We start from the raw sequence: 25,726 nt of genomic DNA on the forward strand, positions 1-25,726 counted from the left end.
AGAAGGAGGACTTTTCTATATGAGTAAGACAAACAACGAACCCATGCAGCCGGAGGCTCAGACGGGCGAAGGCTTGAAGCTGGATGTAAATGTACGCCCGATTGCCCCAATGGGGAACCTTCTGGCTTTCGCCAATGTGACGATTGGGGACTGTTTCAAGATTGACGGCTTCCGTATCTGCTCCGGTGAAAACGGCCTGTATGTCAACATGCCTTCCACCCAGGATAAGCAGGGAAAATGGAGGGATGTCTGCTGGCCGGTGACGGCAGATTTCCGCAGGCAGCTTAACGACGCCCTGATCGACGGGTACGGCCAGGCGATTGAAAATCTGCAGGCCACCCTTGAAGCGACAAAGGGAGCGGCGGAGAAACCTTCCCTGACCGGCGCCCTGAAGGATAATGCCGGCAAGGTCAAGACGCAGCCGGCAAAGCCAGCTCCCGCCAAGAATGAGCAGGCCCGATAATGCCGGAGGCCGGAAAATATGGCATCGTGTATGCGGACCCGCCCTGGCGTTATGACAGGAAACGCGGCAACGGGGTGGCGGAAAACCATTACCCTACCATGAGCATAGAAGAAATATGCGCACTGCCGGTTGCAGACCTTGCGGCCAAAGACAGTGCGCTTTTTCTATGGGCCACCTTCCCGCAGCTCAATGAAGCCTTCCGGGTGATCGAAGCATGGGGATTCAAATATAAAACACTGGCCTTCCTCTGGCTGAAACAGAACCGCAAGGCGGATTCCTGGTTTTATGGGATGGGGTTCTGGACCCGCTCAAACGCGGAGGTGTGCTTACTGGCGACCAGGGGACACCCGAAACGCCAGTGTGCGGGAATCCACCAGTTTGTGATCTCCCATATCGAACAGCACAGCAAGAAACCGGACGAGGTGCGGGATAAGATTGTGAAGCTCATGGGCGACCAGCCCAGGGTAGAACTGTTCGCAAGGCAGCAGACCCCCGGCTGGGATGTGTGGGGCAATGAAGTGGAATCCACGGTCACGATGCAGGAACGTAATCAGTAAGATACAGCATGCTAGGAGGTGAATTTACATGCCCTATGTACCCGTACCCAAAGACTTAACAAAAGTCAAGACCAAGCTGGCGTTTAACCTGACGAAGCGCCAGCTCATTTGTTTCAGCCTGGCCGCGCTGGTGGGGCTGCCGGTATATTTCCTTACCCGCGGCGCTATCGGCAACTCGGCGGCGGTGCTGTTGATGATCGGGCTTATGATGCCCTTTTTCTTTTTCGCCATGTATGAGCGGGACGGGCAGCCAGCGGAGAAACTTCTGAAAAACAGGCTCCGCTATAAGCTCTGGCCGAAGAAACGGCCATACCGGACGGAAAACCTGTATAAATCCATGTCAGAAAAGGAGGTTATGAGGATTGCCAAAAACCAAGCAGCAAGAGGCCCAGGAAAAACGTCTGCAAAGAAACATCAGGCAGGCAAAAAAGACCAGGGCCGACGCAAAGACAAGCGGAAATAAGACTGTCCGCACCAGGCCGCCTAAAAAGGGCGGCTTTTTTGCCGGGCTGAAAACGGACGCCCCGCAGACGGTCCAGCAGAGTATTCCCTATAAGGAAATGTACCGGGATGGAATCTGCCGGCTGAATGATAAGCTCTACACCAAGACGGTGCAGTTTTTTGATATTAACTACCAGCTTGCACAGGCGGATGACAAAGCGCAGATTTTTGAGGGCTACTGTGATTTCCTCAATTATTTTGACGCTTCGATCCATGTGCAGCTTACTTTCATCAACCAGCGGGCCAATATGCAGGATTTCGCCCGCAGTATCGACATTCCCATCCGCGGCGACGAATACGACGGAATCCGCAGGGAGTATGGGGATATGTTAAAGGGCCAGCTCCAAAAAGGCAACAACGGCCTTACCAAGCGGAAATATATCACCTTCGGCATTGAGGCTGACGACCTCCGCACCGCGAAGATGCGCCTGAAGCGGATCGAGGCCGACGTGCTGGCGAATTTCAAGGCCCTGGGAGCACAGGCAAAGCCATTAGACGGTCTGGAACGCCTGGAGCTCCTTCACAGCCAGCTCCACCCGGACGGGCAGGAAAAGTTTCATTTTACCTGGGCGGACCTGCCGAAAACCGGGCTCTCCACAAAGGATTTTATTGCGCCCTCCGGCCTGTCATTCTCGAATGACGGAAAGACCTTCCGGGTGGCCGACCATTCCGGGGCGGTGTCCTTTTTGCAGATTTTAGCACCGGAGCTGACGGACCGGCTGCTGGCGGAGCTTTTAGACCTGGACGATGCCGTGACGGTGAACCTGCATATCCAGTCCATCGACCAGGCCCAGGCGATCAGGAACATCAAGCGCAAGATGTCCGATTTGCAGAAAATGACCATTGAGGAACAGAAGAAAGCGGTCCGCGCCGGGTATGACATGGACATCATACCTACCGACCTTGCCACCTACGGCGAAGAAGCGAAGAATCTTTTACAGGATTTGCAGAGCCGGAATGAGCGTATGTTTTTAGTCACGGTACTGGTGGAGAATATCGCTTCCAAACGGCAAAAGCTGTTTAATGACATCCTTTCTGCTTCCGGTATTGCGCAGAAGTATAACTGTGCCCTGAAACGTCTGGATTACCAGCAGGAACAGGGGCTTATGTCCTCCCTTGCCTTAGGGTTGAACCAGATTGAGATTGAGCGGGGGCTTACGACAAGCAGCACCGCCATTTTCGTGCCGTTTACGACCTGCGAGCTGTTCCAGGAGGGCGAGGCACTTTATTATGGCCTGAACGCTTTAAGCAACAACCTGATTATGGCGAACCGCAAGAACTTAAAGAACCCCAACGGCCTGTTCCTGGGAACGCCCGGCAGCGGCAAGTCCTTCTCTGCCAAGCGTGAGATCGTGAACGTGTTCCTTTTAACGGAGGATGACATCATTATTGCAGACCCGGAAAATGAGTACGGGCCTCTGGTACAGCAGTTTGGAGATCAGGGGCAGGTCATTGACATTTCCCCGACTTCCACCAACTATATCAATCCGATGGACATTAACCTGGACTATTCGGACGATGAAAACCCCATCACACTGAAAAGCGATTTTATCCTGTCGCTGTGTGACCTGATTATCGGCGGCAAGGAAGGGCTTTCCCCGATTGAGAGGACCATCATTGACCGTTGCACGAGGCTTGTGTACCGGGATTATTTGCAGGACCCACGCCCGGAAAATATGCCGGTCCTGGGCGACTTGTATGAGCTGCTTTTGAAACAGGCGGAGCCGGAGGCGCAGAATATCGCTACGGCGCTGGAAATCTATGTCAATGGCTCCCTGAATGTGTTCAATCACCGTTCCAACATTGATATGAACAACCACCGGGTACTCTGCTTCCAGTTAAAGTCTCTGGGCAAGGCCCTGAAAGAGATCGGGCTTCTCATTATGCAGGATGCCGTGTGGAACCGTGTTACCGCCAACCGCTCGAAGCACAAGACGACCTGGTTCTATATCGACGAATTCCATCTCCTTTTGAAAGGCCAGACCGGAAGTTTCAGCGTGGAAATCTGGAAAAGATTCCGTAAATGGGGCGGCATACCGAGCGGCTTGACGCAGAATGTAAAGGATCTGCTGGCCTCCCGTGAGATTGAGAATATTTTTGAGAACTCGGATTTTATCTACATGCTGAACCAGGCACAGGGAGACCGGCAGATTTTGGCGAAGCAGTTGGGGATTTCCCCGCACCAGCTTTCCTATGTGACCCATTCTGGCCCCGGCGAGGGGCTTCTGTTCTTTGGGAATGTGATTATCCCCTTTGTCGATCATTTCCCGAAGGACACCCTGTTATACAGCGTACTTACAACACGGCCTGATGAAGTGGCAGGTGCGTAAATTCCCGAAAAATAAAAATGACTGGAGGTGATAACAGTGCCGCGGGAAAAAGAATTTCAGAGGAAAAAGAAAGATGCCCGGATGCCGGTCCGTGATTCCCATGCGGAGGAACGGATAGACACCCGGCAGAGCGAACAGGATTTTAACCTGCTGCGGGCCAGGGACGCCCCTTCTTCTCCGGGAACGGCCCGGAGCCGGAGGTATGAAACCGCAGCACAGCAGGCAGCGGATGATACACAGCCTTCCACAGCGGATATACCGCAGCAGACGGATATTTCCATACCGGAATACTCGGAAGGCAGGGATATGGATCATGAGCCGGTGCGGGCACCTGAAACACAGAACCATTTGGAACCGGGAACTTCTGCACCGGAACCGCGCCGGAAGGATTTCAGATATGAAGATTCCCGGTGTGCGGATTCTGACAGTGGCAATTCTGGTACAGAACGCCACACACAGGGAGAACCCGGTCAGGCAGAACGCCGCCACTGGATGCACCAGCACGGCAACAAATACCAGCAGCGTTTCCAGGAGGCGGCCAAAGCCGAGGAACCAAAGGAGAAACCACCGGAGGCAGTCGAAGGGGAACCGAAACGGCCTTCCAAGCTGGAATTTACCGCTGACGAGCTACCACCGGAAACAGCGGATAAAAAGCTCACCCAGGCAAGACGGAAAGCAGAACGGACAGCGGAAAAGCTGGAACAGGCGGAAAACCGCCTGCCTGCCCGCCGTAAGCTGCGGATGGAAACATCTTCTGACCCTGATACGGGTAAAGCAAAAAAACGCCTGAAATTTGAAAAAGCGGTGAAATCCCAGCGGACCCATGTAAAGGGTCCTGCTCCGATGCGCCCGGTAAAGGCCGGCGCAAATATGGTGGTTGGTTACGCCCATAAAAAAATCTACCAGACAGAGGATGAAAATGTCGGCATTAAAGCGGCCCACCGTACCGAGCTTGCGGGCGAAGGGGGTTTACGCTATGCCTACCATAGACATAAGACCTCACCATACCGCAGGGTGGCAAAATTACAGCAGAAATCAGCCAGGGCCAATGCCCGGCTTGCCTACCGGCAGGCATTACTGGACAACCCAGAGCTGAAGAAAAACCTTCTTGCCAGGATGTGGCAGAAACAGAAAATAAAACGCCAGTATGCCAAAGCAGCCAGAGAAGCGAAAAAAGCGGGAAAGTGCGCAAAGGACACCGCCGTTACAACAGAAAAGATCGCTGCCGGCGTGGTTCATGCCATCAAGCGCCACCCAGTTATATGCGGAATCGTGATCCTGCTCCTTTTGGTATTTTTCCTGATTACCTCCCTCTTTTCTTCCTTTTCTAATCTGGGAACCGGAGGGCTGGGGAGCCTTGCCGCCTCTACTTATCTGGCGGACGACGCGGACATCAATAATGCGGAGCTTGTCTATACCGAGTGGGAAACGGACCTGCAGATGCAGATCAACCGTGTGGAATCGGACCGGCTCGGTTATGACGAATACCGCTATAATATCGGTCCCATTGAGCATGACCCTTATGTTTTGATGGGGTATCTCACCTCTGCGTACCAGGATTTTACCTATGCACAGATCGAGAGCGTCCTCCGGGAGCTTTTTAACGGGCAGTATTCCCTATCCTTCACAGAGGAAACGGAAATCCGCTACCGGACAGAGACCCATGTGGACCCGGAGACCGGCGAGGAAACGGAGGAAGAAGTGCCTTATGAGTGGCACATCTTAAATGTAACGCTTACTTCCATGCCGCTTGAAAACCTGGTGGTTTCACGCATGGACGCAGACCAGAAGGAAATCTGCGAGATTTTATTGCAGACCAAAGGCAACCGGCAGTATGTGGAAAATGTATTCGGAACGAACTGGCTGCCCTATGTCACCAGCTACTACGGCTACCGGGTACACCTGATCAGTGGGGAAAAGAACTACCATACCGGCGTTGACATTGGGATGCCCCAGGGCACGGAGATTTTGGCCGGGCATGACGGCACGGTCACGCTGGCAGGAAACGCGGGCGGCTATGGCCTGTGCGTCGCCATTGAGGGCGAGGCTTATGAGGGGCACTCCCTTACCACCAAATACGGCCACTGTTCGCAAATCTTAGTATCTGCCGGACAGGAGGTAAAGGCCGGGGATGTGATCGCAAAGGTCGGCAGTACCGGAAATTCCACCGGGCCGCACCTGCACCTGGAGGTGCTGGTTGACGGCCAGTATATGAATCCCGTGTATTTTGCCGATACCGGCGATACCAGTGAGCGGCATTTGCCGGAGGTTTCAGCAGGAGGCGGCGGGAATTATTTCAATTATGATGTTCCACCGGAGGCCCTTGCGGATGAAAAATTTGCGGCTATGCTCGCGGAGGCTGAAAAGTATTTAGGCTATCCGTATGTGTGGGGAGGCGCAAGCCCTTCCACTTCCTTTGACTGTTCCGGCTATGTTTCCTGGGTAGTCAATCACTGTGGCGTGGGCTGGAACTTCGGACGCCTGACCGCAGACGGGCTTTTAGGCGTGTGTACTCCTGTATCAAGCGCGGATGCAAGGCCCGGCGACCTGATCTTCTTCCAGGGCACCTATAACACCAGCGGCGCAAGCCATGTGGGAATCTATGTAGGTAACGGGATGATGATCCATTGCGGGGACCCAATCTCCTACGCGAACATCAACACAAGCTACTGGCAGCAGCACTTTTATACATTTGGGCGTCTGCCCTGACAGATTGGAGGTAATAAATTGAACCCTAAGATTGAAAAACTGGAGAAAGAGATCGACAAGACGAAAAACAAGATTGCGGAGATGCAGGCCAGGCTCCGCGACTTGGAAAAACAGAAAACAGAACTGGAGAACACGGATTATGTGGCGATTGCCCGCAGCTTCCATCTGACGCCCCAGCAGTTGGCCGAATTTCTGAAATCGCAGCAGGCCGCTCCGTCCGGGGATGGCCCGCTTAAGAAACAGGAGGATAGGAATGAGGACTAAAAAAATTTCTCTGCTACTGGCGCTTGTGCTTGTCATAAGCGCCATCGCTTTGCCCCTGACGGCTTATGCCGCCGGGGACAAAGATACCACACCGCCGGAGCTTGCGGCTTCCCTGGACGGCGATACGCTGAAAATAGAAAGCAGCGACGACAATTCCGGCGTGGAGGCGGTCTTTGTGGACGGGAACCGTATCAATTCCCTAACCAATGGGGCGGCTTCCGTCACCTTAAAGGATTATGCCGGCACAGGAAAACAGGTAAGCGTGTACGCCCAGGATTATGCCGGGAACCGTTCAAAGACCGTGAAGTTTGAGAATCCCTATTATGAGGAACCGGCTCCCACGGAGAAACCTGCTGCCACGGTACCGCAGAACCAGAGCAGCACGCCGGTAAAACCAGCACAGGCCCAGGCTGCTTCTTCCGGCAGTACCAATCATAACGCCCAAAGCAGCAATTCAGGCAGTCATTCTTCCGGGAATGGCTCTAATGCGGGTACGAATACGGGCGCCAATGGCGGCAGCAATACAGCCTCCGGCACAAATAACGGCAGCTCCAATTCCCAGGAGGAAACAGGAACCACTTCCTCTATCCCGGCTGGCGCGTTTACCCCGGAGGGAACCGGCACAGTGCTGGATGAAGCTACCGGCGAGGGTGATGATAAGCAGTTTTATACCATTACCACCGAGACCGGGAATGTGTTCTATCTTATCATTGACGGCAAGCGTGACGACAACAACGTCTACTTCCTGAACGGTGTTACCGAGGCTGACCTGATGGCCCTGGCGGAAAAGAACGAGGGCACCATGAGCGTGATCCCGGCAGAGGACGTCTGCACCTGTACGGATAAATGCGAAGCCGGCGAAGTCAATACCGCCTGCCCGGTCTGCAAGAACGATCTGAAAGGCTGCACCGGAAAGGAAAAACCTGCGGAAACAGAGGAACTCGCACAGACCGAACCGCCGAAAAAGGACAATGGCAGCGTCGGCACGATTATCTTTATTATCGTTGCCCTGCTTGCGGTAGGCGGCGTTGGCTATTATGTGAAGATCGTCCGTCCGAAGCAGCAGGCAGAGGATGACGGGGATTTCGAGGATGACGGCTACGGCGAAGGCTTTGACCCGGATGAAGCCTATGGAGAGCCGGAATATCTCTCCGAAGATGATTTTGATGACAGGATTAATAAGGAACAGGAGGACGGCGAGTAAAGCTGTCCTTTACTATTTTAAGAAAGCGAGGATTTTTCATGGAGAAAACAAATACCCATTACCGCAGCGGCGTAAAGCGGCTGCTGGCATTTCTTCTCTGCGCAGTATGCGTCTTTGGGATGATCCCTACTCAGGCGTTCGCGTTTTCGCCTGGACAGAAAGCAAGCTCCTGGCTGGGCGATCAATATGTGGGGTCTGACGGACAGCATTATTACAGCCCGGCGCCTTATACCTACCTTGTTTACAATTCTGACGGAACGATGGATGTGCGTACCAGCTCCGGGGGCAACGCCTACCGGCATTACATGCTGACAGCTTCGGATGGGAGCAGCCAGCAGGTATATTGTGTGGAAAGCGGCATTGCCTATAACGCTTCCGACAATACCTATACGTCGGAAAGCGGCACCAACAGCAATTACTTAAACCTGCTCCCTTCCGAGGCAAGACGGGGGATCACCCTCACGGCGATCTACGGCTGGAAACCCGGCGCCTCCCTCCCTGTGTCCGGCATTAACGAGGACGATTATAAAATGGCGACGCAGATCATCCTCTGGGAATACCAGCAGCAGCTTCGCAGCGACCCATACAGCCGGCACGGGAACGGCCATGCAAACGCAGACCAGTATTTCAGCGTGATTGCCGGACGTCCTGCGGAAAAAGCCTACAACTGGATTTTGTCACAGGTTGCTTCCCATTCCACGGTTCCCTCCTTTACTTCCACAAAGAAAAGCAAAGCCCCGGAACTGGAACTGAAATGGGACACGGAGAAAAAAATTTATACCCTGACCGTCACGGACACCAATAACCTGAAAATCAATCTGGAGACTTTGAAAGGCAGTGGTGTTTCCGTCACAAGAAACGGGAACAAGTACACATTTACCAGTAAGAACATGATTATGGACCCGGTGACTTTTGAATTCCGAAAGGATATTCCGGTTGCCAACGATATGCTGATCTGGGGCCGTCCCGGTTATCAGACCATGATGACCGGTGCCAGCGACCCGGTTTCCTTCTTTGTAAAGATCAAGACCGAAACCTACGGCACCGCAAAGATCGTCAAGACCAGCGAGGACGGTATTGTGTCCGGGATCACCTTCAACATTTCCGGCACGGATATTCTGGGAAATAAAGTGGATGAAACCGTCACTACCGGAGAAAACGGGCAGATCAAAGAAAAGCTGCTGCCCGGCACCTATCTGGTGAAGGAGCTGCCGGTGGACCGCTATGTGGCCCCTTCCGCGCAGTATGTCACCATTGAAAGCGGACAGACCTCCACGGTGCATTTCAGCAATATCCTGAAAAAATTCCGTGTCCATGCGGTAAAGAGCGACGCTGATACCGGTACCGCCCAGGGCGACGCGACACTTGCCGGGGCAACCTACGGAATTTATAACAATGGCGAGCTGGTGGACACCTACACCACCGGGCCGGACGGCAGCTTTATGACCCGGTACTATGTCTGCGGTGATAACTGGACTGTCCGGGAGATTGATCCCAGCACTGGCTACCTCTTAAACGATACGGTCTATGAGGTGGGGGCTTCCCCGACCCTGTATGAAGTGGAACTGAACACCACCGAGAACCAGGTGACAGAAACAGTTATTTACGGAAATATCCAGCTCGTAAAGCATACGGACGACCTGGACCCGGATGTGTCCGGGGATGAAAATACGGACGAACCCAATGAGGGCGTCATTGAACGCCCGGAGGCCGGTGCGGTCTTTGAGGTTTACCTGAAGGCGGCAGGCAGCTATGATGCGGCAAAGGAAAGCGAGCGTGATCTGCTCACCACCGATGGAGACGGCTTCGCTTCCTCCAAAATGCTCCCTTACGGCCATTATACAGTCCACCAGGTTTCCGGGGAGGAAGGCAAGGCGTTTATCCCGGACTTTACGGTATTCATTTCTTCTAACGGTCAGACCTACAGCTATATCTTAAACAATCGCACCATCACGGCAAGGCTGAAGGTGGAAAAATGCGACGCGGAGACCGGAAACATTATTCCCATGACCGGCACGGGATTCCAGATCAAAGACCTCTCCACCGGGGAATTTGTCACCCAGGATATTTACTATCCGAACCCGGAAACCCTTGATACCTTCTATGTATCGGATGAAGGCTGGCTGATGCTGCCGGAGCCTCTGCACACCGGGGATTATGAGCTTTACGAGGTGGCGGCACCTTACGGGTATGTACTTTCCAGCGAGCCGGTGCCGTTTACCATTGACGGCAGCGAGGCCGTTGTCACGGTTACGCAGTACAATATGCCGCAGAAGGGGCAGCTTACCATCACCAAGACCGGCGAGGTATTCGCTTCCGTCCAGGAGAACGATGGCCTGTACCAGCCGGTGTATGAGGTCATGGGGCTGCCGGGCGCAGTCTATGACGTGATCGCGGATGAAGATATTTATACCGGTGACGGAACGCTCAGGGCGGCAAAAGATACCGTTGTGGAAACCCTTACCACCGGGGAGGATGGAACCGCCCAGAGCGGGCTTCTCTATCTGGGGCGCTACCGACTGGAGGAACGCCAGGCGCCGGAGGGGATGGTCTTAAACACCCAGCCGGAATATGCCGAGCTTACTTATGCGGGTGAAACTGTGGAAGTAACGCAGACCGCCATCGGACTTTATGACGAGCGTCAGAAGGTGGATGTGAGCCTGTTCAAAGCACTGGAAACGGACGATCTTTTTGGGCTTGGCATGAATGAGGAATACAAAGATATTTCTTTCGGCTTGTATGCTTCCGCAGACCTGACGGCTCTTGACGGCAGCGTAATTCCGGCTGGCGGGCTTTTAGAGGTGGTTTCCGTTGACCCGAATGAGGCGGGCGGCTATGACGCTTCCTTTGCTTCCGACCTGCCTTTTGGCAGCTACTATGTGAAGGAATGCACCGCAAACAACGCCTATATCCTCTCTGATACCGAATATCCGGTTGTCTTTGAGTATGCCGGCCAGGAGGCGGCGCTGGTGCAGATTCTTGTAAATGAGGGCGAGGCAGTTTCCAATGACCTGCTGCGCGGGCGTGTGGACGGCGTGAAAGTCGGTGAAAACCCGGAGGGCGGCGAAGATGTGAAGCTGTCCGGGGCACTGATGGGATTATTCAGGCCGGACACGGAAGAATTTACCGAGGAAAACGCGCTGCTTACTGTCACCACCGCCGAGGATGGCAGCTTTGCCTTTGAGAATATCCCTTACGGCCACTGGATCGTAAAGGAAATTTCCTCTCCGGCGCTTTATACGGTAAGCCCGCAGCAGCACCATATCTATATCGGTGTGGACGGCCAGCGCATTGAAATCAAAGTGGAAAATACCCTGATCCGCGGCAGCGTGCAGGTGATGAAAACCGAGGCAGTAGACGAGCCTTCTTCTGTGGAGAAGGAGGACAAAGATAACAACACCTTCCTGCGTTTCCTCTCCGGCGCGGTATTCGATCTGTATGAGGACACCAATGGCAACAAGGAATTTGATTCCGAAGATATGAAGATCGGTACCCTGAAAGAATCGGAGGCGGGCTACCACACCGCGGAGGGCCTTCTGGCAAAGGGCTACTTTGTGAAAGAAAGCAAGGCACCAGAGGACTACCAGCTTGACGAGAACGCCTACTACTTTGCCATCACAGAGGACGGCCAGGTGGCGGTTGTGGAAAACGGTGAGACCGGACGTGGCTTTACCAATGAGGCATACCGCGGAAATCTGAAAATCACGAAGGATTCCAGTGACGGGCGCAAGGATGGGTTTGCTTTTGAAGTTAAGAATGCGGACGGTTCCTACTGTGAGACTTTTACCAGCCCAAAATCCGGCGTGATCGAGGTCAAGGGGCTGCGCATTGGCATTTATACCGTAACAGAAATCTCCAACCGGGCAAGCAAGGACTATATCATTCCTGACGCTGCCACCGTGGAGATCAAGGCAGACGAAACCGCAACGGTCCAGTTCTTCAATGAAAAGCCAGAGAAACCGGCTACCCCGGATAACCCGGATAATCCGAAAACACCGTCCAATCCGTCCACACCATCTAACCCTGATAAAGCGGTACCGCAGACCGGGGATGACAATTTCATTTTCCTGTATGGCGGGCTCCTGGCGCTGGCTGTGATCGGCGGCGGGCTGTTTGCCGCAGCCTATTTCAAAAAGGGCAAGTACAGCAGAAATACCCCAAAGAGAAAAGTTGTTGGTATTGCGGTGGTTTCCCTCTGCGGGTTGTTGGCACTTGGCAGCGGGTTTCTGATGGTACGCGACCTTAACCAGTATTCCGAGAGCGCCGGGGCCTATGAGGACATCGCTTCCCATGTAGAACTGCCGGAGCAGACCGAAGCGCCGGAAGACGATAATACGGAAACGGAACCTGCCGGTGAGGACCCTTCTGTAGTCCTCCCCACAGTGGATTTTGATGCGCTCCGGGAAACCGGGCCGGACATCATCGGGTGGCTTACCCTTCCTGATACGGCCATTAACTACCCGGTCACGCAGACAGACGACAACGAGTATTACCTGCACCACCTGTATGACGGTACCTATAATAAGACGGGCTGCCTGTTTGCGGATTATGAAAATCAGGAGGATTTTTCGGACCGCAATACCATTATCTACGGCCACAATATGCGGGACGGCTCCATGTTCGCCACGCTGAATGAGTATGACGAACAGAGCTATTATGACGGACACCCGCAGATGTATCTTGTCACCCCTGACGGCGGCTATGTCGTGGAAATTTTCACGGCGTTTGTAGCAAAACCCAGCGAGTCCGGCAGCGACACTTCCCCCTGGAGGCTTAGCTTCAAGGATGACGGGGCCTACACCACATGGCTTTCTGAAATGGCGGGCCGTTCTGTCATTAAAACCGATGTTACGGTGACTTCCAGTGACAAGGTGCTGACCCTTTCCACCTGTACGCCCGGAGGCGCGAGCCGCTTCATTGTCATGGGAAAACTGGCGGCTGTAAACGATTAACAAGAATATGGGAAACCGGTGCGGGGGCTGTCTGCTCCCGCACCTGCTATTTAGGAGGATTTTTCTATGGTGAATGCCATTATTCCAATACCCGGCTACGTCCATCTGTACCGCTCCCTTTTGCGGTTCTATGATATGCCGGAAAATGAGGTCCGGGAAATGCTCTATCTTTTGAACACGGCAAACCTGGACTGCTACGAGTATTACCACCCGGAGCGTGATGTGATCCAGAGCGGGCCGGTAGCCTTTAGCAACTGGCTGGAACATATGAACTGCCGCCCTTACCGGACAGAGGTACAGCTTTATAAATCCCTGCTGTTCTTAAAGCGCAGCATTGACCGGGATCTGATTGTGACCTCACAGCGGGAGGCGCTACAGACACTCCGTTGTATCATTTCTAATCTGGAATACCGCTTCTATAAGGCGTATGGCATGGAGATTGAGGACAAACGGACCGTGTATGGGGAATGTACCTACCACATGGTTCCCAGGGAGGACGAACCCAGCGTTTGCCTGATGCATGACTGGATTTATCTTCCCAGCGCATAATGCCGGGAACTTTATGTAAATTTGTCCCGAATAATAGATAAAATTCGGGACGATCCATTTTTCAAAGGAGGGATGCCATATCACACAAAAGGAAGTCAATGCTGCCTTTGACGAGCAGGTGGCTTTATGCAGGGAAATCCTGCAACGGAAAACCAAAGAATATACCGGGGACGATACGGACCGGTTGGGGGCTTTTAAGGCGGCGGCAGCTTTGCAGCACACCACGCCGGAGCGTGCCCTTGCCGGGATGCTGGCGAAGCATATCGTCTCCCTGTATGATATGTGCTTTGATGGTGATACGGATTACGATATAAGCACATGGAATGAAAAGATTACAGACAGCCTCAACTATCTGTTCTTACTGAAAGCTATTGTAAAGGAGGGACATACCAATCAACCAAATTGAAGTGAAGATTTTGAACTGCCAGGCGGTTGCGGAGGCCGAGAAGAACATGGTCTTTGCCGCCCGGCTCACCCAAAGGGGCCACCGGATCGCCACAATGGACGACCTGATGGCTCTTTATGAAAAATCGTTCAGCGAGAATACCGTGGCGGCAATCAGCGGCCTTCCGCACCCAACGGTCCAGAAATTTGCGGTCATTACCGTTGCTGTTGTGGGAGCAAGCCGGCGTTTTCTGGCACAGATCACCAGACACCAGAACGAGGTAAAATTTATGAGTGCGTCCTTACAGTACAGCAATTATACGGGGCAGGCAGATTTTGCCGTACCTTATGAGATTCTGACCGCCCCGGCTGCGGTCAGGGAACTGTACTTAAAAAGCTGTCACGAAGGCATGGACTGTTACGAAAAGCTGTGTGCCGAGGGGATCGGCCATGACGCGGCGGGCTATGCCACACCCCAGGGGCTTCGGAATGTGCTGGTTATCAGCGCCACGCCCTATCAATGGAAACATATCATCGGCCAGCGGGTATGCCGGCGCAATACGGACGAGACCAGGATCGTGCTCTTGGAAATCTGGCAGGAGCTTTATACTTTAAGCCCGGCGCTGTTTGCCCCTGGCCTTACAGGGCCGTTCTGCCAGCAGGACAAATGCCTGGAGGGGAAAATGACCTGCGGCAGAAAAATAGGCGCGGACATGACGCCGGAGGATCTTCTGAAAGCGGACTATCCGGCACTTTTTGAAGGAGGCGGCACATGAAGATCAAACTGATTGACTTTGGCGTGCCGGAGAGCCGCCGTCCATTCCGTCCGCATGGGAACGATGCCGGCGCGGATGTTTATATGCCCTTTGACTGTACGTTGCAGCCGGGCGAGATCGCAAAGGTTCCTCTTGGGTTTGGAATCGAGGTGCCGGACGGATATGCGGGCTATGTGTTTCCACGCACCAGCATGGCGGTAAAAGGACTGGTCTGTGAACTGCCTCCTGTGGATTCCGGCTACCGTGGGGAGATTCATGCGATCATCAGTAATGTAAGCAATCAGACACAGGAGCTTTCCAAAGGCTCCCGCGTGGGCCAGCTTGTGATTACCCCGGTTGTGATTGCAGACTTTGTTTCGGAGCTTGGCGAGCAGCGCGGCAAAGGCGGATTTGGAAGTACAGGAAAATAAAAAAGTGACTTTTAGAGAGCAATTCGGGAATTATCGCCGGTAGTGAGATTGGGCATATCGGGAGGATTGCAGGGTACAATAAAAGAAAGGCAGCAAAAGGCGGTACACTGTCATAGCGTACCGCCCTGCTGCTTAAAACTGCTTTAATACGTCGTGATGCCCTACGTCCACCAGGATAATCATTTTGTCGCCTTCGTAATACCAGATAATGCGGATGTCCATGTTGACGCTGCACTCAAAAAGGTCTGTGGTTCCCTGGATGCGTTTGGTGCGCAGCGACGGGTGGGAAGGATTTTCGGCCAGAAGTTCCAGCTTGTTTTTAAGCTGCTTCTTCTCCTGTGCGGTCAGGCCCTTAAAATGCTTTTGGAAACGGGGCGTAAAGGTAAACTCATACGCCATCATTCCGCCTCCAATTTGTCAAACAGGGCGTCCACGCTGTCAAAGACAGGCTGCTCCCCGGATGCGATTTTTGCTTTTACATCCCCGATTTCTTCTTTAAGCTCGCTTAAATATTTTTTGGGGTAGACAACCACCGGCATGATGCAGATGGAACCGTCCTTCTCGAAGATGTCCAGTTTATCGCCTTCGGACAGACCGAGTTTAACGATGATTTCCTTTGGAATTGTGACCTGGGCTTTTTGACGCAATTCGGCCAGCATACGATCATCTCCTTTGTTTTGAGTTTGAAAGTAGGAAATTCTCACTTTCTCACTTATAGTATATCCACTTTGAGGGATTTATGCAAGGGGTACGAAAAAAATTTACAAATAAAGCGGCCAGCACCGTGACCGCTTACTTTCTGCTATTGAGTTCTTTCATAATACCGAGGATATACTGCATGGATTTGGAGTCGAGCTGTTTCGCCTCTGCGGTAAATTCCCGCAAGGCTTCGGGGCAGGTGTTACCCTCATCAAAGAATTCCTGCGGTGTTACGCCTAAATATTCGCAGATATAGAAGAAAGACTGCATGGCGGGAAGTGACTTTTTGTTTTCAATGTTATTGATGTAGTTGTTTGCCTGTCCTAACGATAAGGACATATCGCGCGCAGATACGCCTTTCTGTGTCCGCAGCTTTGCCAGCCGTTCCGGGACAAAATCTTCATACATCGCCTTCACCTCCCATTCTGTAATAGATTGTACCTCACACCCTTGTATTATTCGCAAAGGGAAAAGGGGTGTTTTCGTTGACTTGCTAAATTAAATCTATTACAATATGGAAAGTGAAGAATAACACCTATCGAATGGAGGAATAGAAATGGAAGGAAAGACTTGTTGTGTCACCGGGCACAGAGATTTACCACAGAAAGAGATTAACCATGTAAAGGCAGCCCTGCGGCGTGAAATTGATTCAGCGGTTGCGGACGGGTTTACCCGCTTTATGAGCGGTTTTGCTGACGGCGTGGACCAGTATTTTGCCGAGATCGTGCTGGAGAAGAAAAAGACAAATCCCGCGCTGGAGCTGATTGCTGTCATTCCCTATCAAAAGCGCCTGGACAGCCTGATGGCAAAGGGCCGGACTTATGAAATGCTGGAGGCTTGCGCGGATGTTGTTGTTATGCAGGAGAAATGCCACCCCAGCGTCTATTCCCACCGGAACCGCTACATGGTCGAACACTCAGACCGGGTGATCGCTGTGTATGACGGGAGGGAAAAAGGAGGCACGGTTAGGGCCATCCGGTTTGCGCATCAATTTCGGAAAGAACTGCGGGAAATACCCATAGGGCTGATCTTGGACAAAAACAGGACAAATCTTGGACAAAACCGGATATGAAAAAGTGGAGATACAGGCTGCTCTATGGTATAATGAATATTCAACTGTGAAGGCCAGTGACAAATTCGGTTGGACTTACAGAGAATTATAGATAACCTTTTGTGGAAATGGGAAACCACAGTTTGAAAGGAGTATTTGCATGAAACATGTATGTATGCTTATATCGGTGGCCGACATTAACGCCGCAAGAAAATTTTATGAGGATTTGTTTGGATTAGAGGTATTCCAGGATTATGGCAGAAACATTGCTTTTACCTGCGGCCTGGCATTGCAGCAGGATTTTGACTGGCTTGTAGATCTGCCAAAAGAAAAGATATTAAAGAAATCCAACAATGCGGAAATCGTCTTTGAGGAACAGGACTTTGACGGTTTTCTGAACAAATTGAAACACTACCCGGACATCGAATATCTGGGAGAAGTGATTGAGCATAGCTGGGGCCAGCGGGTGATCCGGTTTTACGATTTGGACGGACACATCATTGAGGTTGGCGAGGATATGAAAATGGTGATAAAGCGTTTTCTTGCTTCCGGCATGACAATGGAAGAAGTCTCTGTGACAATGGGCGCTTCTATTGAGGATTTGGCAAAACTCCTAAACAGCTAATATATGATAGACGAATAAACAAATTGGCGTTTGCATGTCATAAACTGCGTGAAAAAACAGCTAAACCAAAGGTTTATCTAATTAAACTGTTGGTCGGTTGTATAATCAGGGAAGAAGCGGTACAATGCAGGCATCAAAAAAAGAAAGAGAGCAAAAATAAATGAGTAAAAAAACGCTTGGAATGATGATTGCATCATTGAGAAAAGAAAAAAGGATGACACAGATTGAACTTGCTGAAAAAATGGGTGTAACAGATAAAGCTGTTTCAAAATGGGAAAGAGATCTTGCTTGTCCTGATGTAAGTACTTTGCCAAAACTGGCAGAAGTCTTTGATATCAGTGTGGATGAACTGATGCAGTGTAAGGCAGAGTCACAAAATGAAAAAAAGAAAGATTTTACGCCGATGATTCATATGATAATGAAAGCAGTAGCACTTGCTATGGGTGTCGGAGTTGTAGTTTTGTCCATATTGAAAGAGTTAGAAGTTGATTCTGGAATGGCGATGCTGGGAATAGGGCTGGCATGTCTTGCGATTGCTTCTTTAGCAAAGAAAGATGAGAGATAAATTCCAGTTTAAGGAGGAATAATTATGGAGCGTTTTAAAAAGATTTATCAGCAGGGAAAGATTGATGTGGTTGAAATTTGGGTTGATACACAAACTGGTGTAAACTATGTTTTTCATAGAAATGGAAATGCGGCAGGATTTACTCCATTGCTTGACAAAGATGGAAAGCCAGTAGTAAGTCAATAGTAACCTATAAGTTCCAGTTTATAGAATTGAACAAATCGGGATTTGGGGAGGAGATAAGAACATGATAAATAAGCCGTTAATAAAAAGGATTTCCTCGATTGTATTAATAATTCTTGGTGTTGTGTTCGGGGGTACTTGGGGTAGTATAGGGGTTTGCGTCGGAGATAATATATTTTCCGTATTTGGACTTTCAGCTTGGTCTAATGGCACAAATGGCACTCATTATCCAGCGATTGTTGGCATGATTATTATTTTAATAGGGATTGGCGTATTGAATACTACATTGTCAAAAAAAGCGCGATTGTGGGTATGGAGTATTGCCATTATACTTCTCGTTATTATGGGGCTTGCTTTCGCCCATGTGTGAAATGCAAATTGCCTTTGATAGCTACTAAGCACTTCCAGTTTGATGGAGATATTAGTATATGTGGAATAACAACTGATTTATAAAAAACAAAAAGAAATAACTTTTACTTTTTCGGACATAAGAATACATTATCAAAGAGTCAGACGTCTATGAAGGGATATAATGAAGTGGATAGATACATACAAGAAACGAATATGCTTGATTATTCAAATACCCATATTCAGAAGTTAATACAAAACAGAGGCTGGTTGGAATTATCTGATTTTGATCGTATAAAGGCAATCTATAACTATGTGAGGGACGAAATCCTGTTTGGATATAACATAGACGACAGTATTCCCGCATCCAAAGTTCTTGCTGACGGTTACGGTCAGTGTAATACAAAAGGCACTTTGTTTATGGCGCTGCTCAGAGCCTGCAATATTCCATGCAGGGTACATGGATTTACGATTGACAAGAAACTGCAAAAAGGGGCAATGACAGGATTGGTTTACAGGTCAGCTCCGAAGAATGTATTGCATAGTTGGGTAGAGGTATTCTTTGAAGATATTTGGTATGAATTGGAAGCGTTTATTTTAGACAACGAATATTTCTCTAAATTACAGCAGATACACAGCGATTGTGTCGGGGCATTCTGCGGCTATGGCGTTGCCGTAAAAGACTTTCAGCATCCTGTCATTGATTTTGACGGGAATAACACGTATATACAAAGTGAAGGTATCAATCAGGATTTTGGAATATATGACTGTCCGGATGATTTGTTGAAAGAGCACCGGCAGGAAATATCTGTTATAAAGGCATTTGCTTATAGAAATTTAGGACGCCATCTTATGAACAGAAATGTAAAGAAAATACGAAATTCCATTTGAATATAAATTTGTTTATTAGGAATTCCAAATCGGAAAATCAAAATTTGCAAAGGAAGTGAAAATGAAATGTGCGTGGAATGTTATGTTGATGAAAATAGAAAAACGCCATTGTTAAATCCATTGGATTGTTTAGAAAATCACACACAATACATTTGTGGTACTTGCGGGCGGTGCATTTGTATTGAACACGATCCCCATCGTGGATTACAACGATGGAATTTCCCTTTTAAGTCGTTAGAAATTGCAAAGTTGTACTTGCGTACTGCTGATTACAGTATGAAAAAGCCATGTGGTATTTATAAACTGAAAAGCGAAAATGGCAGATTTTCATACAAAATCTTTGCAGGCAACGAGGATTTGCAGTTATATCTAAAAAAGAATAAAGGAAAAACTTGTGAAGATATGAACCCTATTTTCATTGTTGAAGAATATAGAGAGTATGCAAATACGCGGATAAGAAAATTAACACCTGACGAAATACAGAAATATATGTCAGAGCGATAACTTCTCGTTTGTCGGGGAATAACACAACAGAAAAATAAATTAAAATTTAGGGAGGAATACTTATGGAGCGTTTTAAAAAGATTTATCAGCAGGGAAAGATTGATGTGGTTGAAATTTGGGTTGATACACAAACTGGTGTAAACTACGTTTTTCACAGAAATGGAAATGCGGCAGGATTTGCCCCTTTGCTTGACAAAGATGGAAAGTCAGTAGTAAGTCAATAGTACCTATAAGTTCCAGTTTATAGAATTGAACAAATTGGAATTTGGGGAGGAGAAATTATGCTTGAAAATATACCATCTCAGTCAATTATGACTGAATTGCTTGGACAGCCCTTGTATGAAATTTGGCAAGCGTTATGTTCGGCTATTGATGAAAAATACGATATGGAACGGGTATGGAATACCGGTGGAAAAAATTGGGCTTACGAGTATAAGTATCGCAGAGGTGGAAAAACCCTTTGTAGTTTATACGCAAAGAGTAATTGTGTTGGTTTCATGATTATTTTTGGAAAAGATGAGAGGGCAAAATTTGAAGCTATAAGAGATACACTTTCCAGTGCCATTTGTAGGCAATATGATGAAGCCCAAATCTATCATGATGGGAAATGGGTAATGTTTAAACCGACCAATACAACTGAATTTGCTGACTATATGAAATTGCTGGCTATTAAAAGAAAACCGAATCGGAAATAACCATTTCATTTTATCATTACACCGCTAATCCATGAAATAGTTTCCTAATCGAAAAGGACTCAATCAGCAGCAATTTTAGGTATAAGAAAGAGGGATGTTTTGATGATAGATAAAAATATGATAGCCTTTTGCGGTACATATTGCGGAGTGTGCGAATGGAAAGATAAAATCGGCTGTAAGGGATGTAAAGCCAATAAAGGAATTATGTTTTGGGGCGAGTGCGATAAAGCAAAATGCTGTATAGAAAAAGGTCTTGAGCATTGCGGAGAATGTTCAGATATGCCCTGCCAAAAGCTAAAAGAACTGTTTGATGACCCGGAGCATGGTGATCGTGGAGCAAGAATCCATAACTTGAATAATTGGAAAGCCGGAAACTATGTCTATGAAAAATTGGGTAATTCAGCACAAGAGAAGGCAAAAAGTTTGAATGAGGGGGAAGGATTTAATGAGGAAATTTAGTCGAGAAGCCGAACAGATCCTAATTGAACGCTTTGGAAAAGACGCAATTATAGCAATGGCAACAACAGAAAATGGAACGCCTTATGTGCGATATGTAAATGCCTATTACGAAGATGGTGCATTTTATATCATTACCCATGCCCTCTCAAATAAAATGAAACATATAAAAGATAACTCTGTTGTTGCAATCGCCGGCGAATGGTTTACAGCGCACGGGAAAGGTGTTAGCCTGGGTTATTTCGGAAAAAAAGAAAACTGTGTGATTGCTGAAAAGCTGAAAAAAGTCTTTGCAGAATGGATCGATAACGGCCATACTGATTTTGACAATGAAAACACCATCATTCTGTGTGTGGAATTAACAGACGGCCTGTTGCTCTCGCATGGTACAAGATATGAGTTTTAAGATTTCAAATTTTCTACTTTGCTATGTCGAGTATTATCAGAGCTTGTCTTGAATATTTGCAGGCAGGCTGTTTAAGGAGGTTCCATGAAAGGATTTAACCGACCAAATCAATTATTCGCTCTATGTGGGTTGAATTGCGGGCTTTGCCCCATGTTCTTGAATAAAAACTGCCCCGGCTGCGGCGGCGGTGAAGGAAACCAGTCGTGTAAAATTGCAAGGTGCAGTATGGAACATGGCGGTGTTGAATATTGTTTCCAATGCAGCGAATATCCCTGTGAAAAATACAGTCATATTGACGATTTTGATTCTTTTATAACACACCGAAACCGAAAATCCGATATGGAAAAGGCCAAACGATTCGGGATAGACGCTTATAATGCAGAGCAGGCGGAGAAGGCCAACATTCTGGAGGTTTTATTATCCAATTATAATGATGGCTGCAAAAAGACACTCTTTTGTGTAGCCGTCAACCTGCTGGAACTGCAAGAGCTGCAAACGGTACTTAGAGAAATTGATCGTAAACCTGATATGAAAACAATGACGATCAAAGAAAAAAGCGCATTTGTTGCCGGATTACTGCAGGATGCGGCGGCAGAGAAAAATATTGACTTAAAGCTCCATAAGAAAAAGGGATAATTTGAATATGCTATGATTTTTACACATGAATCAATGCTTATAGATCATCTAATCTTCCCTTCCCCCAATTAAATATCTTTGAAACTGCGCCACATATTTTTGGTGGCGCCTTTTCTTTGTAATAAAACGCAAAGGTGTTGAAAGCCTTTGCGTTTTTTATTAACCAAACTCAATAAGGAGGCGATTTTTATGTGGAACATGATTACACACTTTCTTACATTCACCGGAGGAATGTCTGCCGGCGTTGTGCTGATGTGTCTTTTGCAGACAGGAAAGCAGGCGGACGAAGAATTTGAAGATATGCAAAGGAGGTCTGAACATTGAAATTAGTGATTGCGGAAAAGCCCTCCGTCGCCATGTCGCTGGCGGCGGTTCTGGGTGCGAATGAGAAAAAAGACGGCTACCTGGAGGGCGGCGGGTATCTGGTGAGCTGGTGCGTGGGGCACCTTCTGGAACTGGCGCAGCCGGAGGCATATGGGGAACAGTATGCCAAATGGCGTTATGGTGATCTTCCAATCCTGCCCGAAGCATGGAAATATGAGGTGCCGAAGGACAAGAAAAAGCAGCTCGACCTTCTGTGCCGTCTGATGAAAGACAAGCGGGTGGATTCCGTGGTATGCGCTACGGACGCCGGGCGTGAGGGTGAACTGATCTTCCGTCTGGTCTATGAGCACGCCGGATGTAAGAAACCGATGGAACGCCTCTGGATTTCCAGTATGGAGGACGCGGCGATCCGTGACGGGTTTGAGCACCTGCGTCCTGGCAGCGACTACGATAAGCTCTATGACGCGGCGGTCTGCCGGGCCGGGGCCGACTGGCTGATCGGCATTAACGCCACCCGGCTTTTTTCTGTCCTGTATGGCGTCACGCTCAATGTGGGGCGCGTCATGTCACCCACGCTGGCCCTTCTGGTACAGCGGGAGGCAGATATTCAGGCATTTGCGAGCAAGTCTTTTTATGTGCCGGAGATCACCTGCGGCGGCTTTACTGCCTCCGGGGAAAAGCTGTCCGGGAAAAATGAAGCTGAAAAAATCCGCAGGGATTGTGACGGGCAGGATGTTTCTGTGCTGTCCGTGGAGAAGCAGGTCAAGACGGTGCAGCCGCCCCGCCTGTATGACCTGACAACTTTGCAGCGGGAATGTAACCGCATCTATGGCTATACGGCCCAGCAGACCCTTGACTATGTGCAGTCCCTTTATGAGAAAAAGCTGGCGACCTATCCCCGGACGGACAGCCAGTATTTGACCGAGGATATGCAGGCAACCGCCGCTTCCCTGGTTCTCTGGCTGCGGGAGCATATGCCCTTTGGGAAAGGCTGCGCCGGGGAACCTGATATTGACCGTGTAACGGACGGCAGCAAAGTCACCGACCATCATGCGATTATCCCTACGGTGGAGATTGCCCGGACGGATTTATCGGAGCTCCCTTCCGGGGAGCAGGATGTCCTGACGCTAATCGCCGCAAGGCTGCTCTCTGCCACGGCTCAGGCGCACCGGTTCGAGGCGGTGACGGCGGTTCTGGACTGCCAGGGTAATTCCTTTACAGCAAAGGGAAAAACCGTATTGCAGGCCGGATGGAAGGAAGTAGAATGTCTCTACCGCATGGGATTAAAAGAATTCAAGCCGGAGGATGACGGGAACACGGATGCCTCCCTCCCCGTACTGCAGGAGGGGCAGATTTTTGAAACGGTTTCTGCCAGCGTCCGGGAGGGCAAAACATCACCGCCAAAACACTATACGGAGGATTCCCTTCTGGCAGCTATGGAGACAGCCGGCGCCAATTACAGGGTTCCCACAAAGCGGACAGACTTTGTGGGAAAAGGAGGAGCAGCGGAGAGAGCGAGCTTTTCGCCTTTAGGGGGAAACGAGCGATGCGGAGCTTGTGACGACGCGCCGGAGGACGCCGAGCGCAAGGGGTTAGGCACCCCGGCCACCCGTGCGGCTACACTGGAAAAACTGGTCTCTGCCGGATTTGTGCAGCGGAAGAAAAAGCAGCTTATCCCTACGGAAAAAGGTACGAACCTGATCCGGGTCCTGCCGGACAATATCAAATCGCCTACGCTCACCGCAGAATGGGAATCCATGTTGAAGCAGGTGGAATGCGGCGAACTGGCTGCAGAATCCTTTATGGGGCAGATTGCGGATATGAGCCGGACGCTGGTAAAAGAGCATACCGCCCCGGAGGAACGCTTTGCCGGCCTGTTCCCGGATGCAAAAAGAAACGGGCGTGAGGCTGTCGGCACCTGCCCTCGCTGCGGCGGAGCCGTATATGAAGGCAAGAAAGGGTTCTTTTGTGATAACCGGGACTGTGCCTTTGCGCTGTGGAAAGACAATAAATTCTTTTCCGGCAAGAAAAAATCCATAACAAAGTCTGTGGCGGCGGCCCTTCTGAAAGAGGGCCGCGTTTCCATGTCCGGGCTTTACAGTGAAAAGACGGGAAAGACTTATGATGCCGTGGTGCTGCTGGATGATACCGGCGGAAAATATGTGAAATTCAAGCTGGAATTTCCGGCTAAGAAAGGCAGGAGGAAATGATCGGGCCGCCCTCACGGGAATTAACCAGGCAGGAACGGGCGGCGATCCGAAAGCTGGTAACAGACCTTTGCGCCAACTATGACAATCAGGAAAGGCTCTGTCTCCCCTTAGACTGCCCCTGTTATATGCTGCATAAATGGCGGACCGGCTCTTTCTGCCGGTACTTTCAGGAGGCGGTGCTGCCGGTGGACCCGGCGCTGGAATCTGCCATTACCGGCGAGGACACTTCCCTGAAACAAAAAACCTGCCCGGTCTGTGGGAAAGCCTATCTGCCTACTACCAGCCAGGCCTATTGTTCGGATTCCTGCCGCGCCTTTGCCAGACGGAAATCCGAGCGGGAACGCAAGCGCCGGATCAGGAAAAATTAAGGGTAATATGTCTGCAACTTAACCAAAAAGAGGCTTGATTTTCAAGGCTTTCGGAACCCGGTTTGAGGGGCGGCTGTATAAGAATACTCTGACGCCCTGAAACGGGTATAAGTTGCGGACAAATAAACAAATGGGAGGGATGCGGATAGAAAAGAAAGCGATTACAAAAGAGCTTATGCGGATTGATACCAGGAGGCAGATGATCGATATGCAGCAGATTGATAACCGGCGCTTTATGTATAACCCGAAAACCGGCATATTGGTCTTAGGTTATCAGTATGCAGCTATAAGTACAATGGTTTCCAGCCATGCCAACGAACTGGCCGACGCCGGGATCACAAAAGGCTATGACGATTTTGTCCGGGGCTGGATCGGCACTGGCGGGGACTATCCCAAAGGGGTGATCCACTTTGCTCCCTGTGTGGATAAGAGAAATATCACGCTGTTTGACCGGGCTTTTGACACACTGAAAATGTTTCAGGAAAACGGTGCGCTGGCGGGCACGGTGGTTCGTGGCTTCGGGGAAAGCTGGGAGCAGCCGTTATCCGATATTCTTACGGATATGCGGGAACCGGAGCAGAAACCCTCTGTCCGCAGGCAGCTAAAGAAACAGCCGGAGGCAAAAGCCACCCGGCAGAAAACGAATCATCAACAGGAACGATAGGA

The 25,726-nt window shown here is 49.9% G+C and carries 31 protein-coding genes; 28 read left to right on the forward strand and 3 right to left on the reverse strand.

The features are described 5' to 3' along the window. The first annotated feature begins 19 nt into the window (after positions 1 to 19). The 12 genes from AOA56_RS07860 (at position 20) to AOA56_RS07915 (ending at position 15,099) form a co-directional block, all read left to right on the forward strand. A complete protein-coding gene (locus AOA56_RS07860; protein WP_053769347.1) occupies positions 20 to 463 on the forward strand; it encodes a SpoVG family protein in 444 nt (147 codons plus the stop codon). Further along, positions 463 to 1,020, forward strand: a complete 558-nt coding sequence (locus AOA56_RS07865; protein WP_053769348.1) for an MT-A70 family methyltransferase — start codon at positions 463 to 465, stop codon at positions 1,018 to 1,020. Before AOA56_RS07860 ends, AOA56_RS07865 begins: the two co-directional genes overlap by 1 nt. A gap of 28 nt (positions 1,021 to 1,048) precedes the next feature. Further along, a complete protein-coding gene (locus AOA56_RS07870) occupies positions 1,049 to 1,483 on the forward strand; it encodes a PrgI family protein (protein ID WP_053769349.1) in 435 nt (144 codons plus the stop codon). Continuing rightward, entirely contained in the window at positions 1,422 to 3,851 is a 2,430-nt protein-coding gene (locus AOA56_RS07875) for a VirB4-like conjugal transfer ATPase, CD1110 family (RefSeq protein ID WP_405561943.1), read from the forward strand. The genes AOA56_RS07870 and AOA56_RS07875 overlap by 62 nt, the downstream gene beginning before the upstream one ends. Positions 3,852 to 3,932: 81 nt before the next feature. Beyond that, complete coding sequence (locus tag AOA56_RS07880; RefSeq protein ID WP_053769523.1) at positions 3,933 to 6,560, forward strand: CD1108 family mobile element protein; 2,628 nt, start codon at positions 3,933 to 3,935, stop codon at positions 6,558 to 6,560. A gap of 18 nt (positions 6,561 to 6,578) precedes the next feature. Further along, positions 6,579 to 6,824 (forward strand): DUF4315 family protein, encoded by a 246-nt coding sequence (locus tag AOA56_RS07885; protein WP_053769350.1) that lies wholly within the window; start codon positions 6,579 to 6,581, stop codon positions 6,822 to 6,824. Continuing rightward, positions 6,814 to 8,028 carry a DUF4366 domain-containing protein gene (locus AOA56_RS07890; protein WP_053769351.1) on the forward strand — a complete coding sequence of 405 codons (1,215 nt, stop codon included), beginning with the start codon at positions 6,814 to 6,816 and terminating at the stop codon, positions 8,026 to 8,028. Before AOA56_RS07885 ends, AOA56_RS07890 begins: the two co-directional genes overlap by 11 nt. Before the next feature lie 38 nt (positions 8,029 to 8,066). Next, a complete protein-coding gene (srtB, locus tag AOA56_RS07895) occupies positions 8,067 to 12,980 on the forward strand; it encodes a class B sortase (RefSeq protein ID WP_053769352.1) in 4,914 nt (1,637 codons plus the stop codon). A 66-nt stretch (positions 12,981 to 13,046) separates the two neighbouring features. Beyond that, positions 13,047 to 13,529 carry a hypothetical protein gene (locus AOA56_RS07900; protein ID WP_053769353.1) on the forward strand — a complete coding sequence of 161 codons (483 nt, stop codon included), beginning with the start codon at positions 13,047 to 13,049 and terminating at the stop codon, positions 13,527 to 13,529. A 118-nt stretch (positions 13,530 to 13,647) separates the two neighbouring features. Then, positions 13,648 to 13,935, forward strand: a complete 288-nt coding sequence (locus AOA56_RS07905; protein ID WP_082349906.1) for a hypothetical protein — start codon at positions 13,648 to 13,650, stop codon at positions 13,933 to 13,935. A 46-nt stretch (positions 13,936 to 13,981) separates the two neighbouring features. Further along, on the forward strand, positions 13,982 to 14,689 hold the full coding sequence (locus tag AOA56_RS07910) for an FAD-dependent thymidylate synthase (RefSeq protein WP_053769524.1): 708 nt from the start codon (positions 13,982 to 13,984) through the stop codon (positions 14,687 to 14,689). Beyond that, positions 14,686 to 15,099, forward strand: a complete 414-nt coding sequence (locus AOA56_RS07915) for a dUTP diphosphatase (protein ID WP_053769355.1) — start codon at positions 14,686 to 14,688, stop codon at positions 15,097 to 15,099. Before AOA56_RS07910 ends, AOA56_RS07915 begins: the two co-directional genes overlap by 4 nt. Before the next feature lie 132 nt (positions 15,100 to 15,231). Here AOA56_RS07915 and AOA56_RS07920 read toward each other — a convergent pair whose 3' ends face one another. The 3 genes from AOA56_RS07920 to AOA56_RS07930 form a co-directional block, all read right to left on the reverse strand. Continuing rightward, the gene (locus AOA56_RS07920; protein ID WP_330376454.1) at positions 15,232 to 15,501 is read right to left on the reverse strand and encodes a type II toxin-antitoxin system RelE/ParE family toxin; all 270 of its coding nucleotides are present in this window, start codon (positions 15,499 to 15,501) and stop codon (positions 15,232 to 15,234) included. Continuing rightward, entirely contained in the window at positions 15,498 to 15,758 is a 261-nt protein-coding gene (locus AOA56_RS07925; RefSeq protein WP_033143531.1) for an AbrB/MazE/SpoVT family DNA-binding domain-containing protein, read from the reverse strand. Before AOA56_RS07925 ends, AOA56_RS07920 begins: the two co-directional genes overlap by 4 nt. Before the next feature lie 133 nt (positions 15,759 to 15,891). Next, entirely contained in the window at positions 15,892 to 16,206 is a 315-nt protein-coding gene (locus tag AOA56_RS07930) for a helix-turn-helix domain-containing protein (RefSeq protein WP_053769357.1), read from the reverse strand. Between the two features lie 148 nt (positions 16,207 to 16,354). On the opposite strand from AOA56_RS07930, the gene AOA56_RS07935 reads away from it, so the two are divergent. The 16 genes from AOA56_RS07935 to AOA56_RS08005 all read left to right on the forward strand — a co-directional run bounded on the left by AOA56_RS07935 (position 16,355) and on the right by AOA56_RS08005 (position 25,724). Then, positions 16,355 to 16,870 (forward strand): SLOG family protein, encoded by a 516-nt coding sequence (locus AOA56_RS07935; RefSeq protein WP_053769358.1) that lies wholly within the window; start codon positions 16,355 to 16,357, stop codon positions 16,868 to 16,870. A gap of 139 nt (positions 16,871 to 17,009) precedes the next feature. After that, positions 17,010 to 17,474: a VOC family protein gene (locus AOA56_RS07940; protein WP_053769359.1), complete on the forward strand. Its 465-nt coding sequence runs from the start codon at positions 17,010 to 17,012 to the stop codon at positions 17,472 to 17,474. A 160-nt stretch (positions 17,475 to 17,634) separates the two neighbouring features. Next, complete coding sequence (locus AOA56_RS07945) at positions 17,635 to 18,039, forward strand: helix-turn-helix domain-containing protein (protein WP_053769360.1); 405 nt, start codon at positions 17,635 to 17,637, stop codon at positions 18,037 to 18,039. A 24-nt stretch (positions 18,040 to 18,063) separates the two neighbouring features. Continuing rightward, positions 18,064 to 18,225 (forward strand): DUF6440 family protein, encoded by a 162-nt coding sequence (locus tag AOA56_RS07950; RefSeq protein ID WP_053769361.1) that lies wholly within the window; start codon positions 18,064 to 18,066, stop codon positions 18,223 to 18,225. Between the two features lie 61 nt (positions 18,226 to 18,286). After that, on the forward strand, positions 18,287 to 18,592 hold the full coding sequence (locus tag AOA56_RS07955) for a hypothetical protein (protein WP_053769362.1): 306 nt from the start codon (positions 18,287 to 18,289) through the stop codon (positions 18,590 to 18,592). A gap of 194 nt (positions 18,593 to 18,786) precedes the next feature. Beyond that, the gene (locus AOA56_RS07960) at positions 18,787 to 19,461 is read left to right on the forward strand and encodes a transglutaminase-like domain-containing protein (RefSeq protein WP_205694930.1); all 675 of its coding nucleotides are present in this window, start codon (positions 18,787 to 18,789) and stop codon (positions 19,459 to 19,461) included. 66 nt (positions 19,462 to 19,527) lie between these two features. Beyond that, positions 19,528 to 19,965 carry a hypothetical protein gene (locus tag AOA56_RS07965; RefSeq protein ID WP_053769364.1) on the forward strand — a complete coding sequence of 146 codons (438 nt, stop codon included), beginning with the start codon at positions 19,528 to 19,530 and terminating at the stop codon, positions 19,963 to 19,965. A 62-nt stretch (positions 19,966 to 20,027) separates the two neighbouring features. Then, a complete protein-coding gene (locus tag AOA56_RS07970; RefSeq protein WP_053769365.1) occupies positions 20,028 to 20,189 on the forward strand; it encodes a DUF6440 family protein in 162 nt (53 codons plus the stop codon). A 57-nt stretch (positions 20,190 to 20,246) separates the two neighbouring features. Next, positions 20,247 to 20,660: a DUF3788 domain-containing protein gene (locus AOA56_RS07975; protein ID WP_053769366.1), complete on the forward strand. Its 414-nt coding sequence runs from the start codon at positions 20,247 to 20,249 to the stop codon at positions 20,658 to 20,660. 102 nt (positions 20,661 to 20,762) lie between these two features. Next, positions 20,763 to 21,119: a DUF3795 domain-containing protein gene (locus AOA56_RS07980; protein WP_053769367.1), complete on the forward strand. Its 357-nt coding sequence runs from the start codon at positions 20,763 to 20,765 to the stop codon at positions 21,117 to 21,119. Next, the gene (locus AOA56_RS07985) at positions 21,106 to 21,522 is read left to right on the forward strand and encodes a pyridoxamine 5'-phosphate oxidase family protein (protein ID WP_053769368.1); all 417 of its coding nucleotides are present in this window, start codon (positions 21,106 to 21,108) and stop codon (positions 21,520 to 21,522) included. Before AOA56_RS07980 ends, AOA56_RS07985 begins: the two co-directional genes overlap by 14 nt. Before the next feature lie 84 nt (positions 21,523 to 21,606). After that, on the forward strand, positions 21,607 to 22,158 hold the full coding sequence (locus tag AOA56_RS07990; protein WP_053769369.1) for a DUF3795 domain-containing protein: 552 nt from the start codon (positions 21,607 to 21,609) through the stop codon (positions 22,156 to 22,158). Positions 22,159 to 22,347: 189 nt separating this feature from the next. Further along, a complete protein-coding gene (locus tag AOA56_RS15550) occupies positions 22,348 to 22,482 on the forward strand; it encodes a DUF3789 domain-containing protein (RefSeq protein WP_082349908.1) in 135 nt (44 codons plus the stop codon). Next, a complete protein-coding gene (locus tag AOA56_RS07995) occupies positions 22,479 to 24,692 on the forward strand; it encodes a DNA topoisomerase (protein WP_053769370.1) in 2,214 nt (737 codons plus the stop codon). Before AOA56_RS15550 ends, AOA56_RS07995 begins: the two co-directional genes overlap by 4 nt. Beyond that, positions 24,689 to 25,060, forward strand: coding sequence for a cysteine-rich VLP protein (locus AOA56_RS08000; RefSeq protein ID WP_053769371.1), 372 nt, complete (start codon positions 24,689 to 24,691; stop codon positions 25,058 to 25,060). Before AOA56_RS07995 ends, AOA56_RS08000 begins: the two co-directional genes overlap by 4 nt. 139 nt (positions 25,061 to 25,199) lie before the next feature. Continuing rightward, positions 25,200 to 25,724: a hypothetical protein gene (locus AOA56_RS08005; RefSeq protein WP_053769372.1), complete on the forward strand. Its 525-nt coding sequence runs from the start codon at positions 25,200 to 25,202 to the stop codon at positions 25,722 to 25,724. The last annotated feature ends 2 nt before the right edge of the window (positions 25,725 to 25,726 follow it).

This window comes from Sellimonas intestinalis, from assembly GCF_001280875.1.
GTDB classification, from domain to species: domain Bacteria; phylum Bacillota; class Clostridia; order Lachnospirales; family Lachnospiraceae; genus Sellimonas; species Sellimonas intestinalis.

Excerpts from the sequence above, each read along its gene's own strand:
- AOA56_RS07900 (WP_053769353.1), top strand. The coding sequence starts at position 13,047 with ATGGTGAATGCCATTATTCCAATACCCGGCTACGTCCATCTGTACCGC.
- AOA56_RS07940 (WP_053769359.1), top strand. The coding sequence starts at position 17,010 with ATGAAACATGTATGTATGCTTATATCGGTGGCCGACATTAACGCCGCA.
- AOA56_RS07870 (WP_053769349.1), top strand. The coding sequence starts at position 1,049 with ATGCCCTATGTACCCGTACCCAAAGACTTAACAAAAGTCAAGACCAAG.
- AOA56_RS07990 (WP_053769369.1), top strand. The coding sequence starts at position 21,607 with ATGAAAGGATTTAACCGACCAAATCAATTATTCGCTCTATGTGGGTTG.
- AOA56_RS07920 (WP_330376454.1), bottom strand. The coding sequence starts at position 15,501 with ATGATGGCGTATGAGTTTACCTTTACGCCCCGTTTCCAAAAGCATTTT.
- AOA56_RS07970 (WP_053769365.1), top strand. The coding sequence starts at position 20,028 with ATGGAGCGTTTTAAAAAGATTTATCAGCAGGGAAAGATTGATGTGGTT.
- AOA56_RS08005 (WP_053769372.1), top strand. The coding sequence starts at position 25,200 with ATGCGGATAGAAAAGAAAGCGATTACAAAAGAGCTTATGCGGATTGAT.
- AOA56_RS07985 (WP_053769368.1), top strand. The coding sequence starts at position 21,106 with ATGAGGAAATTTAGTCGAGAAGCCGAACAGATCCTAATTGAACGCTTT.
- AOA56_RS07930 (WP_053769357.1), bottom strand. The coding sequence starts at position 16,206 with ATGTATGAAGATTTTGTCCCGGAACGGCTGGCAAAGCTGCGGACACAG.
- AOA56_RS07890 (WP_053769351.1), top strand. The coding sequence starts at position 6,814 with ATGAGGACTAAAAAAATTTCTCTGCTACTGGCGCTTGTGCTTGTCATA.
- AOA56_RS07980 (WP_053769367.1), top strand. The coding sequence starts at position 20,763 with ATGATAGATAAAAATATGATAGCCTTTTGCGGTACATATTGCGGAGTG.
- AOA56_RS07880 (WP_053769523.1), top strand. The coding sequence starts at position 3,933 with ATGCCGGTCCGTGATTCCCATGCGGAGGAACGGATAGACACCCGGCAG.
- AOA56_RS07860 (WP_053769347.1), top strand. The coding sequence starts at position 20 with ATGAGTAAGACAAACAACGAACCCATGCAGCCGGAGGCTCAGACGGGC.
- AOA56_RS15550 (WP_082349908.1), top strand. The coding sequence starts at position 22,348 with ATGTGGAACATGATTACACACTTTCTTACATTCACCGGAGGAATGTCT.
- AOA56_RS07910 (WP_053769524.1), top strand. The coding sequence starts at position 13,982 with ATGGTCTTTGCCGCCCGGCTCACCCAAAGGGGCCACCGGATCGCCACA.
- AOA56_RS07915 (WP_053769355.1), top strand. The coding sequence starts at position 14,686 with ATGAAGATCAAACTGATTGACTTTGGCGTGCCGGAGAGCCGCCGTCCA.
- AOA56_RS07945 (WP_053769360.1), top strand. The coding sequence starts at position 17,635 with ATGAGTAAAAAAACGCTTGGAATGATGATTGCATCATTGAGAAAAGAA.
- srtB (WP_053769352.1), top strand. The coding sequence starts at position 8,067 with ATGGAGAAAACAAATACCCATTACCGCAGCGGCGTAAAGCGGCTGCTG.
- AOA56_RS07965 (WP_053769364.1), top strand. The coding sequence starts at position 19,528 with ATGTGCGTGGAATGTTATGTTGATGAAAATAGAAAAACGCCATTGTTA.
- AOA56_RS07865 (WP_053769348.1), top strand. The coding sequence starts at position 463 with ATGCCGGAGGCCGGAAAATATGGCATCGTGTATGCGGACCCGCCCTGG.
- AOA56_RS08000 (WP_053769371.1), top strand. The coding sequence starts at position 24,689 with ATGATCGGGCCGCCCTCACGGGAATTAACCAGGCAGGAACGGGCGGCG.
- AOA56_RS07950 (WP_053769361.1), top strand. The coding sequence starts at position 18,064 with ATGGAGCGTTTTAAAAAGATTTATCAGCAGGGAAAGATTGATGTGGTT.
- AOA56_RS07955 (WP_053769362.1), top strand. The coding sequence starts at position 18,287 with ATGATAAATAAGCCGTTAATAAAAAGGATTTCCTCGATTGTATTAATA.
- AOA56_RS07975 (WP_053769366.1), top strand. The coding sequence starts at position 20,247 with ATGCTTGAAAATATACCATCTCAGTCAATTATGACTGAATTGCTTGGA.
- AOA56_RS07935 (WP_053769358.1), top strand. The coding sequence starts at position 16,355 with ATGGAAGGAAAGACTTGTTGTGTCACCGGGCACAGAGATTTACCACAG.
- AOA56_RS07925 (WP_033143531.1), bottom strand. The coding sequence starts at position 15,758 with ATGCTGGCCGAATTGCGTCAAAAAGCCCAGGTCACAATTCCAAAGGAA.
- AOA56_RS07960 (WP_205694930.1), top strand. The coding sequence starts at position 18,787 with ATGCTTGATTATTCAAATACCCATATTCAGAAGTTAATACAAAACAGA.